Origin of the sequence: uncultured Roseobacter sp., assembly GCF_947491795.1 — a bacterium.
GTDB lineage: Bacteria > Pseudomonadota > Alphaproteobacteria > Rhodobacterales > Rhodobacteraceae > Roseobacter.
On sequence record NZ_CANLKW010000002.1, the window covers coordinates 839668 to 852326 of the forward strand.

A 12659-nucleotide genomic window follows, 5' to 3' on the forward strand; every position below is an offset into this window, starting at 1 on the left:
GCAAAATAGGGGAATTTCCAGGTGTCGCAAGACCACAAACTCACAAATACAGGCGGAAACCTGCCTCAATTCCGGTCAGTTGCCCTGATTGCCCTGGGAGCGAACTATCCGTCAGTATCGGGTGACGCGGCGGAAACTATCCGAATGGGTATAAAGGCTATCCCGTCGGACAACACGGTGATTCGCGCCCAGAGCATGCTCTATACGACGCCTGCTTTTCCGCCGGGAAACGGTCCCGATTTCGTGAACGCCGCAGTCTGTGCCGAGACCGATCTGACCCCGCAGGCTCTGTTGGCGTTTCTGCATGGCATCGAGGCCGGCATGGGACGCGTCCGCCGCGAACGGTGGGCGCCGCGCACCCTTGATCTTGATCTGATTGCCTTTGACGATCAGGTGCTCCCGGATGCGCAAACCCACAAAACATGGCGCTCGCTCAGCCTGGAAGCGCAGATGCGCGAGGTGCCCGACGGCCTGATCCTGCCGCACCCCCGGATGCAGGAGCGGGGCTTTGTGCTGGTTCCGCTTGCAGATGTAGCGCCGGACTGGGAGCATCCGCTGCTGAAAAAGACAGTTTCTGAGATGCTGAAAGAACTGCCTGACGGCGCACGGCAAGAGGTCCGCGCCCTGCAATAGGCGCTTGTAAACCACGCAGATCCGACCTACATAGCGCACTTCTAACATCTGCATCCGCACGGAGAGTTTCATGGCCCGCGTCACAGTCGAAGATTGCGTTGATAAAGTCCCGAACCGGTTTGAGCTGGTTATGCTGGCAGCACACCGCGCGCGCGAGATTTCTTCGGGTGCAGCGATCACCGTAAACCGCGACAACGACAAGAACCCCGTCGTGTCCCTGCGCGAGATTGCAGACGAGACCCAAAGCGCAGAAGAGCTGCGTGAGCGTCTGATCGAAAGCAACCAGAACCAGATTGAGGTTGATGAACCTGAAGAAGACGCAATGGCGCTTCTGATGGGGGCCGAGCAGGACAAACCCGAAGAAGACAGCATGTCCGAAGAAATGCTGCTGCGCCAGCTGATGGCGGCACAGGGGCAGGGCTGACCAGCCTGTTCCCTGCCTGAGGAACAGATGGTATGGCGAGCACCGTTGAAGATCTGGACATTACTGCCGACGATCTGATCGCGCTGGTCGCCAAATACAATCCCAAGACAAATGCTGATCTAATCCGCGGCGCCTATGACTATGGGCGGCGGATGCACGAAGGGCAGCTGCGCCACTCGGGCGAGCCTTATTTTACGCATCCTGTCGCGGTGGCGGCTATTCTGACAGAACAGCAACTAGATGATGCCACGATCATCACGGCGCTGCTGCATGACACGATCGAGGATACCAAAGCGTCCTACTCCGAGGTGGAAACCCGCTTTGGCACTGAAGTTGCTGAGCTGGTCGACGGTGTGACCAAGCTGACCAACCTGCAGCTCAACTCGACCGAGACCAAACAGGCCGAAAACTTCCGCAAACTGTTCATGGCAATGTCCAAGGACCTGCGCGTCATCCTGGTCAAACTGTCGGACCGCCTGCATAACATGCGCACAATCAAAGCGATGCGCCCCGAAAAGCAGGCGCAGAAAGCGCGCGAGACTATGGAGATCTTTGCGCCGCTTGCCGGACGAATGGGTATGCAGTGGATGCGGGAGGAGCTGGAAGACCTCGCGTTCCGCGTTCTCAATCCGGAGGGCCGTGCAAGCATTATCCGCCGCTTTATCAACCTGCAGCGCGAAACCGGTGATGTGATCCAGCGGATTACAGGTGACATGCGGCTGGAACTCGATAAGGCCGGGGTTGAGGCCGACGTCTTTGGCCGTGCTAAAAAACCGTATTCCATCTGGCGCAAGATGCAGGAAAAGGAACAGACCTTTTCGCGATTGTCGGATATTTATGGCTTCCGGATCATCACAGCTACCGAAGAAGACTGCTACAGAACACTCGGCGCTATTCACCAGCGGTGGCGCGCGGTGCCGGGCCGGTTCAAGGACTACATCAGTCAGCCCAAATCCAACGGGTACCGGTCGATCCACACCACCGTTTCAGGGCGTGATGGCAAAAGGGTCGAAGTTCAGATCCGCACCGGCCAGATGCATGACGTGGCCGAAACCGGTGTGGCCGCCCACTGGTCTTATCGTGACGGCGTGCGCAGTCAGAACCCCTTTGCCGTTGACCCGGCACGGTGGATCACAACCCTGACCGAACAGTTTGATGCCGAGGAAGATCACGAGGATTTCCTCGAAGCGGTTAAACTGGAAATGTACTCCGACCAGGTGTTCTGCTTCACACCCAAAGGCGAGGTGGTCAAACTGCCACGTGGTGCCACACCAATTGATTTTGCCTTTGCCATCCACACAAGGATCGGCATGGCCTGTGTCGGTGCCAAGGTGGACCACATGCGCGTGCCACTCTGGACGCGTCTCAAAAACGGCCAGAACGTCGAAATCATCACAGCCGAGGGCCAGAGCCCACAGGCCACATGGCTGGACATTGCAACCACCGGTAAGGCGCGTGCGGCGATCCGCAAGTCCCTGCGCGAGGAAGACCGTGCCCGTTTTGTGAAGCTGGGTCGCGAGCTTGCACGCTCGGCATTTGAACATGTCGGTCGCAAAGCAACGGACAAAGCCCTGTCAACTGCGGCACGCCATATGCGGCTGAAAAACCGTGACGATCTGCTCGCCCGCCTTGGCAGTGCAGAGATCACCGGGCGGGAGGTCGTCCAGTCGGTCTATCCGGACCTCACCCCGAAAGCGGGAGAAAAGGTTGATGCCAGCCGCGCTGTTATCGGCCTGTCGGCGGATCAGTCATTTGAACGGGCTTTCTGTTGTCAGCCGCTGCCGGGGGAGCGGATTATCGGGATCACCTTTAAAGGGCGCGGCGTTGTTGTACACGCGATCGATTGTGACCGCGTCAGCGCCTACGAGGATCAGCCGGAGCGCTGGCTGGATCTTCGCTGGCACGAAGGCAGTCACCCCGCAGTTTATGGGGCAACCCTTGAGATTACCCTCAACAATGATGCCGGCACGCTGGGCCGTATCTGCACGCTGATCGGTGAAACGCGGGCAAACATCTCGGATTTGCAGTTTGTTGACCGAAAGCCTGACTTTTACCGGTTGCTGATCTATCTGGAACTCAGGGATGTGGCGCATCTGCATTCGCTGATGCTGACGCTGGAAGCCGAAAGTGATGTGGCTTCTGTTTCCCGCTCGCGCAATATGTCGCAGATACAAACAGAAACACCCACCTGATGTCGCAACCGGGTCATCTGGTAGTCATATTTACACGATGGTCTGTCATAACGGCTCCAACCGATTAGCAAAGAGGACTTCCCCGCTTGGTCTTTAAACGCAGAGATCCCAAAAGCTGGCCCCGTGCCGTGCTTGAGTTTCTGTGGCCGCGCGGTGGCTGGGCACGGGCGTTTCATTACGTCAAACACCGTATGCGGCGGCTGCCTGACAGTCCGGAGCGCATCGCGCGGGGAATCTGGGCCGGGGTGTTTGCGTCCTTCACGCCGTTCTACGGGCTGCACTTCTTTATTGCGGCGGGTCTGGCAACCGTCATGCGGGGTAATGTCATTGCATCGCTGATGGCCACCTTCTTTGGCAATCCGCTGACCTATGTGCCGATCGGTGTCGCGGCTCTGTCAACGGGACACTGGCTGCTGGGGGATAAGATGGACGAAGCTGTCCAGCGGTCCTTTGGTGGCAAATTCGTCGATGCCGGTGCCGACCTGAGAGATAATTTCAAAGCGATGTTCACCGACGAAACAGCGGACTGGACCGGGTGGCACGTTTTTTATGATGAGATCTTTTTCCCATACATGGTTGGCGGCGTTTTGCCGGGTATCTTCTTTGCGACGCTGTGCTACTATCTTTCTGTACCGCTGATCCGGGCCTATCAGAAACGACGCAAGGGCGCGATCAAGGCAAAATTTGACGCGCTGAAAGCAAAAGCCGCAGCAAAAGCGGATGCAAAGCGCAAAGCGGAACATCATTCAGCCGGGGAATAACAAAGGGGGGACGTATGTCTTTTTCTGGTAAACTGCGCCTTGGCGTAAACATCGACCACGTGGCCACTGTGCGGAATGCACGCGGTGGAGCCTTTCCGGATCCGCTGAGGGCGGCGCGTATAGCACAGGAGGCGGGTGCAGACGGGATCACAGCGCACCTGCGCGAAGATCGACGCCATATATCGGATGCCGATATTGAGGGGCTGGTCGATGTGCTGACAGTGCCTTTGAACTTTGAAATGGCGGCTACGGACGAAATGCAGAAAATTGCACTGCGTCACAAACCGCATGCGGTCTGCATCGTGCCCGAAAAACGCGAAGAGCGGACCACAGAGGGCGGGCTGGAAGTGGCGCGCGAGGAAAACAGGCTGGCCCACTTTATAGCGCCCCTGCGGGACGCAGGCTGCCGGGTCTCCATTTTTATTGCGGCGGATCATCGCCAGATCGAAGCCGCGCACCGCATTGGTGCCCAGGTTATTGAACTGCATACAGGGGCCTACTGTGACGCCCATGCCGAGGGTGATTTTGAAACGAGGGACAGTGAACTTGCCGCGTTGCGGGAAATGTCGGCATTTGCATACAGTCTGGGGCTGGAGGTGCACGCAGGACATGGGCTGACCTATGACACTGTGTCTCCCGTTGCGGCTCTGCCAGAAGTAATGGAACTGAACATCGGCCATTTTCTGATCGGAGAGAGCATTTTTCTTGGATTGTCACCGGCTATCGCCGAGATGCGCCGCCTGATGGATGATGCCCGCTCCGGATAAATTGCAGCCTGGAAAAACCGACACCTGGGTGTGTATTTTTCACAACTTCGGTGTTGGTTTCCTATGGTTTTTCCTTAATTTTCCGCATACGTCCGGACCTGACCAATTTACGATTTCAGCGGGACTTTGCCGGGCATTTTTTCCGACCAGGCGGAATTTCGCATTATGGCAAAATTAAGGCAAAAGCTGCCCAGAAGTTGACACATATCATCTTTAGGTTGCGTAGTACGATATTTTTATCAAGGTTTTTCACTATGTTCCGCCCCATCCGATTCTGTTTGACCCTGCTGATTTCTCTTCTTGCTCTCTATGGCATGGCTCGTCTTTTGTTTTTGCTCGCGGGTTTTCCTGTCAGCCTGAGCCCTGCTCCTTTTGCCTGCATTGTTATTGCCGCGCTGCTCGAAGGGCACCATTACGGAAAGTCCAATAAAAAAAGGCCCTCCAGAGATGCAACATGGGTTGCTGCGATCAGTATGACAGCGATGTCTGTACTGGTTCTGGACGCAATTTACGCAGTTTTTCGTATCTTTTCACCCTCTCACATCGCGTCGCTCAGCCAGATTGACCCCGTGAATTTCGCCTTTGCACTGATCGGTTTGTCTGTCGCAACATGCGTTGCAGTACGCTTCAGCTACGAAGCCGGGCTTAAACTTGTTCTCGACAGATACACATCCTAAAGTTGTTTGCCCTGTCAGTTCACTATTTTCCTTAGAAGTCGGCTCTTTGCCTTTTTTTGCGGCAGAAACTGCCCGTCGTAGCTTGCGGGCGAATAAGAAAATACTTTGGTGAAGTAAGGAACGCCAGTTCGGGTCCCACGTGTTTCTGTCCGAGCCTCGGAGTTGCTGCGGGCAGGGTCTTGGAACGCGGGCCGATTTCTCTATTGTTCTGGTCTGGCCCTTCTAACGGCACTTAAAGGCAGACGATGATCCTTGGTATCGGAACAGACCTCGCAAACATTGACCGGATTCAAGGCACTCTGGATCGTTTCGGCGACCGGTTTAAGAACCGCGTGTTCACGGAAACAGAACAGCGCAAGGCGGAACGGCGCAGGGATGTGGCCGGAACATATGCCAAACGCTGGGCGGCCAAGGAGGCCTGCTCCAAGGCCCTGGGCACCGGACTGGCCATGGGTATTTCCTGGAAGGACATGGCCGTAAGCAATCTGCGGAGCGGGCAACCGGTTATGGAGGTGACCGGCTGGGCCAAAGATCGCCTGGCAGAGATGACACCTGCCGGTCATGAGGCGATCATTCACGTGACGCTCACCGATGATCACCCCTGGGCACAGGCATTCGTCGTTATCGAAGCAAGGCCTGCCACTGCCTGATACCTGTTCGTGACCGGACACCGCCTTGACTTGCCCCGTTTGGCTGCGCATTACGGCTCAAACCAGTCAGGAAAATACCTCATGGCCGCCAAAGAAAAAAAGCCACCGAATGCCTTTGTCGAGACGGTGAAAACGATCGTCTACGCGCTGCTCATTGCGGGTGTGTTCCGGACACTGTTTTTCCAGCCCTTCTGGATCCCGTCGGGCTCTATGAAAGAGACGCTGCTCGTTGGTGATTTTCTCTTTGTGAACAAAATGGCCTATGGGTATTCCTATGCGTCCTGCCCGAGCATTTATCTGCCGCGGTTCGGCGTGGACGTCGACGCACAGGATATCTGCGGCTTTCTGGACGGTGACAACTCCCGTCTCTGGGGCGGCGATCCTGAGCGCGGCGATGTGGTTGTCTTTCGCCACCCGGTTTCCGGGAGGGATTACATCAAAAGGCTGATGGGGCTGCCCGGTGACCAGATACAGCTGCGCGACGGACTTGTGGTGCTGAACGGCGAGGTGCTGCCGCAGGAGCCTGCTGGTACTTTCGAGGAGCTGATGGAGCCACAGGGACCGGAAGGGCGCCGCCCGCGTTGTATGAACGGGCCGGTGGGTGACGGCGGGGCTTGCCTGAAAGCCCGGGCAATTGAGACACTGCCAGATGGTTCCTCTCATCTCGTGCTGGACATCGGGCCGCAGTCATCTGACCGCACTGGTATATATACGGTCCCGGAGGGTCATTACTTCTTTATGGGTGACAACCGGGACAACTCTGCTGACAGCCGCCTTGCTCAGCAGGTGCAGGGCGTCGGTTTTGTGCCTTATGAAAACCTGATTGGCCGGGCGGACCGCATCATGTTCTCGTCCGGTGGCCGGTCGATGCTGTTTTTCTGGACATGGCGTGGTGATCGCTTTTTCAGGGCAGTCGAGTGAAACTTTCTGCCGAACTAGGGGCCTTTCAGGATCGGTTAGGCCACAGGTTCACACGGCCTGAATTGCTGGCACAGGCTGTCACGCACGCGTCCATGTCTTCGGCAACCCGCGATGACAACCAGCGACTGGAGTTTCTGGGAGACCGGGTTCTGGGTCTGGTGATGGCCGAAGCGCTTCTGGCGCTGGACCCGACCGCGAGCGAGGGCCAGCTGGCACCACGCTTTAACGCCCTCGTTCGCAAAGAAACCTGCGCGGATGTCGCCCGCCAGATAGATCTGGGTGCGGTGTTGCGGCTGGGGCGCTCTGAAATGGTGTCTGGTGGCCGTCGGAAACAGGCGCTGCTGGGGGATGGGATCGAAGCGGTGATTGCCGCAGTTTACCTCGATGCCGGTTTCGACACGGCCAAAGAACTCATTCTGCGGCTTTGGGGTACGCGCGTCCGCAACGTAGAGGCCGATGCGCGTGACGCAAAAACTGCGCTGCAGGAGTGGGCACAGGCCCGGGGTTTCAGACCACCAAACTACACCGAAACGGCGCGAACCGGACCCGACCACGCGCCGCAGTTTACGATTACCGCAAGCCTTGAAAACGGGGCGCAGCAGGCAGCAAAGGCCGGATCAAAAAGGCAGGCCGAACAGGCCGCCGCAGCCGCCCTGCTGTCCGAACTGGAGAAAACTCAATGACCACGCGCGCAGGTTTTGCAGCCCTCATAGGCGAGCCGAACGCCGGAAAATCAACGCTGCTGAACCGTATGGTCGGTGCCAAAGTGTCCATCGTGACCCACAAGGTTCAGACGACGCGTGCGCGCATTCGCGGGGTGGCGATGGAAGGCCAAAGCCAGATCGTATTCGTGGATACCCCGGGTCTGTTCCAGCCAAAACGCAGGCTGGACCGCGCGATGGTAGCGGCTGCGTGGAGCGGTGCTGCGGATGCAGATGTGGTCGTTCTGATGATCGAGGCCCACCGCGGTGTCACCGAAGGCGTAGAGCGTATTCTGGAAGGTCTGCAGGACATTGGTGACGGCAGGCGCGTTGCACTGGCGATCAACAAGATTGACCGCGTTGCCGCCGAGGTGCTGCTGGGCCTCAGCCAGAAGCTGAACGCGAAGTACGATTTCGCCGAAACCTTCATGATTTCAGCAGAACGCGGGCACGGAGTTGACGACTTGCGCCGCTGGCTGGCCAGCGAAGTGCCGGAAGGGCCGTATCTCTATCCGGAGGATCAGATCGCAGACCTGCCCATGCGCATGATTGCGGCAGAGATGACACGCGAAAAACTGACGCTGCGACTGCATCAGGAACTGCCCTATCAGCTGACGGTGGAAACCGAGAAATGGGAAGAACGCAAAGACGGATCGGCCCGTATCGACCAGCTGATCTATGTCGTCCGTGACGGACACAAGGGAATTGTCCTCGGCCACAAAGGCGAGACGATCAAGGCTGTATCAAAAGCGTCACGTGAAGAGCTCGAGACATTCCTCGGGCGCCGTGTTCATCTGTTTTTGCAGGTGAAAGTGCGGCCGAACTGGCTGGACGAGGCTGAACGGTATTCGGAAATGGGGCTGGAGTTTAAGGATGGGAATACCTGAGGCATTGCGACGCCCGGCAGGAGAGAGCTGCGAATGGCACGTCTGACCGCCAGGTTCTGGGTGGATGCCTATCTGACCCGTTTACGGGGCGCAGATATTCCCGCGTTTGTCGTCGCGCATGGTGACGATTCTGCCGGTGCCGTTCTGGTAAAGGTCAATACGCTGGATGGTCAGGGCAGTCTCTATCAGCGCACATGGGACCTGATGCAGGACACCCAGGCCTGGAGCACACTCTGTGCCGGCCCTGAAGCTGAAGTAGATGCCGCGCTGACCAGACAACGTGGTTTCGATCCGGATCTGTGGGTGATCGAAGTCGAGGACCGGCAAGGCCGTCATTTGCTGGATCAGCCCGGTCTTGCCTGATGGAATGGCGTGATCAGGGTATCCTACTGAGCTGCCGTCGCCACGGCGAAACATCCGCCATCATCGAGGTTTTCACGCCGGGGCATGGCCGACATGCAGGTGTCGTGCGCGGTGGGACGAGCCGCCGGATTGCACCCCATCTGCAACCCGGTGCGCAACTGGACCTGCTGTGGCGTGCGCGCCTTGAGGAGCACATCGGCAGTTTTCAGGTAGAGCCTGTGCGAAGCCGCGCGGCAGCGGCGCTGGGAGACAGGCTGGCGCTGGCCGGGTTGAACGCGGTGACGGCGCTTCTGGGATTTTGCCTGCCGGAGCGCGAGCCGCATGGGGATCTCTACCGGCAGACCGAACAGCTGTTGGACTTGCTGGGGCAGAATGACATCTGGCCGCTGGCCTACCTGAAATGGGAAGTGCAGCTTTTGCAGGATATGGGGTATGCGCTGGAACTCGATCGATGCGCAGTAACCGGGCAGAATGACGACCTGTTTTATGTATCTCCCAAATCCGGACGTGCCGTGTCCCGGGGGGCTGCCGGAGAGTGGGCCGACCGGATGCTGCCCCTGCCTGCGGTGCTGCGCGGCGACGGGGAAGCGCCCGATAGCGAGATCGCAGAAGCCTTTCAGACAACGGGTTATTTTTTGCAGCAGCATCTTGCCCGGGACCTCGGAGGCCGGCCACTGCCCGATGCACGCGCCCGGTTTGTCGACCAGTTCAGCCGCCGGCTGTAAAGACCATGCTCCGGCCTTCGGGCGTCGAGAGAATGAGAGTGTCGCCCAGCACTTCGGACAGGCTCATTTCGCCAAGTGCCCGGAAATATTCCGTTTCGGAAGGCAGGTCAGGACAGGCCCTGCGGGTGGCGGCCAGAGGTCCGGCTTCAAACCAGGGGTAGGGTGCTTCCATCACAGCTGAAAAGCTGTTGCAGGGTCCTGCGCCGGCCATCTGCCCCGGTTCCGGGAATGTCAGTGTCGCCGGGGCGCGGAATGGTTTTCCATCTAATTCGGACAAAACCCACGTGCGGTCTGCAGCGCCGTAGGCTGACAGGGTCTCGTCTTTCCAGCAGGCGGCAGTGACTGTCAATGCACAGAGCGCGGATACGCAGGCAAACACTCTGGTCACTGCAAAGCCACCACCAGATCAGTCAGCGTTTCAAACGCGCGGGCGGGCCGGGTCTTGCCACCGATCTGAGGCAGGCCAATGAGCGCTGCAAGCGTGCTCTGCGCAAACTCCGGGTTTGTGATCCCTAGCTGCTTCAGCACGTTTCCAAGATAAGTCAGGCGTTCTGCGTCAACCTGCGCAATCGCGCGGGCGACGGATTTGTCACTGCGCGCCCAGGTGCGCAGTGCCGGGTCCTGACGGTCTGCAAGCATCCTTTTGCCAAAGCGGCGCAGGCGCTGCTCAGCGCTCCCATCTTCAGCCAGGGCATTGACCACATCAGCAAAAGCACGGCTCTGCCAGTCGCGGATAACGGCTTTCTGGAATTCGGGCACATCTTTGAAGTGCCAGTAAAACGAGCCCTTGGTCGTTTCGAGTCTGCGCGCGAGTGGTTCCGCAGCCAGCGCATTCGGGCCCTCTGCAACGAGAGCGATCAGACCAGCGTCGATCCAGGACTGGCGGTTCAGGCGGGCGCGTTTCATATGCCAGCCATAAGAAGCGCGGCAGGTCTGCGCAAGCGGCGCGCGGGGTAATCGCCTGATACGGGACGTTTCGCCGCGGCGCAGCGTAAAATTGATGCGCCTGTCGGCAGAATACCGCCCCGGCGCCGTCAATGGCCCACAGTCCCCGCGGATTTGTCCAGCCGTCAGCCGAGCAGACGCCGGGCGATGACCTGCGCCTGAATTTCGGCAGCCCCCTCAAAGATATTCAGGATGCGCGCATCGCACAGGACCCTGCTGATCTTGTACTCCAGTGCAAACCCGTTGCCGCCGTGAATCTGCAGGCCGTTGTCGGCAGCAGCCCACGCCACGCGGGCACCGAGCAACTTGGCCATGCCAGCCTCGACATCACAGCGCCGGCCGTCGTCTTTCTCGAAAGCAGAAAAATAGGTCAGTTGCCGGGCGATCATGATTTCCACGGCCATCATCGCCAGTTTTCCCGAGACACGCGGGAACTCAATCAGCGACTTGCCAAACTGTTTGCGGTCCTGTGCATATTGCATTGCGATATCCAAAGCGGACTGAGCCACACCAATGGCGCGGGCTGCGGTCTGGATACGCGCGGATTCGAATGTCTCCATCAGCTGCTTGAAGCCTTTGCCTTCTTCGCCGCCCAGCAGGTTCTCACCTTTGACAAAGAAGTTGTCGAAAGCCAGTTCATACTCTTTCATGCCGCGATACCCGAGCACCTCAATTTCACCGCCGGTCATACCTTCGGTCGGAAACGGGTTTTCTTCATCGCCGGGCGTTTTTTCGGCAATAAACATGGACAGGCCGCGGTAATCCGCAGTGTCGGGATCTGTGCGGGCCAGCAGGGTCATGATCTGCGTTCGGCTGGCGTGGGTGATCCACGTCTTGTTCCCGGTAACGCGGTAGTCGTCGCCGTCCCTGACCGCGCGGGTGCGCAGGCTGCCGAGATCAGAGCCTGTATTGGGCTCGGTAAAGACGGCAGTGGGCAGGGTTTCGGCGGATGCCAGACGCGGCAGCCACTTTTCTTTCTGCGCGTCTGTACCGCCTGCAAGGATCAGTTCTGCTGCGATTTCGGAACGTGTCCCGAGCGAGCCGACCCCGATGTATCCGCGTGACAGCTCCTCGCTCACGACGCACATTGAGGCTTTGGAAAGGCCGAAACCGCCATATTCTTCAGGAATGGTAAGACCGAAGACGCCCATTTCAGCGAGCTCTTCGATCACTTCCATAGGGATCAGTTCGTCGTTCAGATGCCAGTCATGCGCAAAGGGTTCGACCTTCTCAACAGCATAGCGCCTGAATTGCTCGCGGATCATCTCCAGCTCATCCTCAAGGCCTGTCGTGCCCACAGTGATGTTGGCAGAGTGCTCCTGCATCAGCGCGACAAGCCGCGTTCTTGCCGCCTGGGTATTTCCCTGCTGTGTAAGGGCCATGACAGCGGGCTCGATGAGTGCGCGCATATCCTGTTGGCTTAGCCCGAGGTCCTGAAGCCGGAGGATTTCCCCCTGGTTCATCTGGATACCGCCATAGATCTGCCAGAGGTATTCTCCGAAAGCGATCTGATGGATCAGCTGTTCCGTTTCGCCAAACCTGCCTTCAGAATTCAGGGTTTCGGCCCACTTTTGCATCTGCCGCAGCGACTGCGCATATGTTGCAAGCCACGCCAGACCGTGTGCGGCGGTCTGGTGTTCTTCGATCAGCGCACTTGATATCCGGCCATCCTGTGAGACCTTTTCACGGACACGTGCCGTCGCACTCTCCAGGATACTTTCTACAGCGGGAAGGGCTGCACCTGTGAGAGAAAGAAGATCCGCTAGCAGAACCTCGTTTTGGGGTGCGGGGTCTTGTCCGTCATGTGCCATCCGAAACATCCTTTTCCAGTCGCTCAGAGGTCTAGGCACTTTGCAGGTGCAGCGCAACAAAAATACAATAGCCTGCGTCGAATTGTACGAAAATTACGTCAGGGAATTACGGAAATTTCTGCGCTGCAACAATGTTGTGTTGCCTCGGGCCGGAGGCAGGCATAAAAAAACCGATACACCGGCCGTTCTGGCGCGGTACATC

At 58.1% G+C, this 12659-nt stretch carries 15 protein-coding genes; 12 read left to right on the forward strand and 3 right to left on the reverse strand.

Annotation, left to right across the window (positions count from 1 at the left end):
* Positions 1-21: 21 nt before the first annotated feature.
* The 12 genes from folK (at position 22) to recO (ending at position 9701) form a co-directional block, all read left to right on the forward strand.
* A complete protein-coding gene (folK, locus tag Q1A34_RS11005; RefSeq protein ID WP_366942827.1) occupies positions 22-633 on the forward strand; it encodes a 2-amino-4-hydroxy-6-hydroxymethyldihydropteridine diphosphokinase in 612 nt (203 codons plus the stop codon).
* 70 nt (positions 634-703) lie between these two features.
* Positions 704-1057 (forward strand): DNA-directed RNA polymerase subunit omega, encoded by a 354-nt coding sequence (rpoZ, locus tag Q1A34_RS11010; RefSeq protein WP_169639358.1) that lies wholly within the window; start codon positions 704-706, stop codon positions 1055-1057.
* A gap of 32 nt (positions 1058-1089) precedes the next feature.
* Positions 1090-3249 carry a bifunctional (p)ppGpp synthetase/guanosine-3',5'-bis(diphosphate) 3'-pyrophosphohydrolase gene (locus Q1A34_RS11015; RefSeq protein WP_300033724.1) on the forward strand — a complete coding sequence of 720 codons (2160 nt, stop codon included), beginning with the start codon at positions 1090-1092 and terminating at the stop codon, positions 3247-3249.
* Between the two features lie 86 nt (positions 3250-3335).
* Entirely contained in the window at positions 3336-4010 is a 675-nt protein-coding gene (locus tag Q1A34_RS11020) for a DUF2062 domain-containing protein (protein ID WP_300033726.1), read from the forward strand.
* 14 nt (positions 4011-4024) lie between these two features.
* Complete coding sequence (locus tag Q1A34_RS11025) at positions 4025-4777, forward strand: pyridoxine 5'-phosphate synthase (RefSeq protein ID WP_300033728.1); 753 nt, start codon at positions 4025-4027, stop codon at positions 4775-4777.
* Positions 4778-5031: 254 nt separating this feature from the next.
* Positions 5032-5454, forward strand: coding sequence for an ABZJ_00895 family protein (locus Q1A34_RS11030; protein WP_300033730.1), 423 nt, complete (start codon positions 5032-5034; stop codon positions 5452-5454).
* A 245-nt stretch (positions 5455-5699) separates the two neighbouring features.
* Complete coding sequence (acpS, locus tag Q1A34_RS11035) at positions 5700-6104, forward strand: holo-ACP synthase (protein ID WP_300033732.1); 405 nt, start codon at positions 5700-5702, stop codon at positions 6102-6104.
* Positions 6105-6185: 81 nt separating this feature from the next.
* Positions 6186-7025: a signal peptidase I gene (lepB, locus tag Q1A34_RS11040; protein WP_300033734.1), complete on the forward strand. Its 840-nt coding sequence runs from the start codon at positions 6186-6188 to the stop codon at positions 7023-7025.
* On the forward strand, positions 7022-7708 hold the full coding sequence (gene rnc, locus Q1A34_RS11045) for a ribonuclease III (RefSeq protein ID WP_300033736.1): 687 nt from the start codon (positions 7022-7024) through the stop codon (positions 7706-7708). The genes lepB and rnc overlap by 4 nt, the downstream gene beginning before the upstream one ends.
* Positions 7705-8613 carry a GTPase Era gene (gene era / locus Q1A34_RS11050; protein ID WP_300033738.1) on the forward strand — a complete coding sequence of 303 codons (909 nt, stop codon included), beginning with the start codon at positions 7705-7707 and terminating at the stop codon, positions 8611-8613. Before rnc ends, era begins: the two co-directional genes overlap by 4 nt.
* Positions 8614-8646: 33 nt before the next feature.
* On the forward strand, positions 8647-8976 hold the full coding sequence (locus Q1A34_RS11055; RefSeq protein WP_300033740.1) for a DUF1491 family protein: 330 nt from the start codon (positions 8647-8649) through the stop codon (positions 8974-8976).
* Positions 8976-9701, forward strand: a complete 726-nt coding sequence (gene recO, locus Q1A34_RS11060; RefSeq protein ID WP_300033742.1) for a DNA repair protein RecO — start codon at positions 8976-8978, stop codon at positions 9699-9701. Before Q1A34_RS11055 ends, recO begins: the two co-directional genes overlap by 1 nt.
* Here recO and Q1A34_RS11065 read toward each other — a convergent pair.
* The 3 genes from Q1A34_RS11065 to Q1A34_RS11075 all read right to left on the reverse strand — a co-directional run bounded on the left by Q1A34_RS11065 (position 9685) and on the right by Q1A34_RS11075 (position 12457).
* On the reverse strand, positions 9685-10089 hold the full coding sequence (locus Q1A34_RS11065) for an META domain-containing protein (protein ID WP_300033744.1): 405 nt from the start codon (positions 10087-10089) through the stop codon (positions 9685-9687). The genes recO and Q1A34_RS11065 overlap by 17 nt on opposite strands.
* A complete protein-coding gene (locus Q1A34_RS11070; protein WP_300033746.1) occupies positions 10086-10607 on the reverse strand; it encodes a TetR/AcrR family transcriptional regulator in 522 nt (173 codons plus the stop codon). The genes Q1A34_RS11065 and Q1A34_RS11070 overlap by 4 nt, the downstream gene beginning before the upstream one ends.
* A 164-nt stretch (positions 10608-10771) precedes the next feature.
* Positions 10772-12457, reverse strand: a complete 1686-nt coding sequence (locus Q1A34_RS11075; protein ID WP_300033748.1) for an acyl-CoA dehydrogenase family protein — start codon at positions 12455-12457, stop codon at positions 10772-10774.
* Positions 12458-12659: the final 202 nt, after the last annotated feature.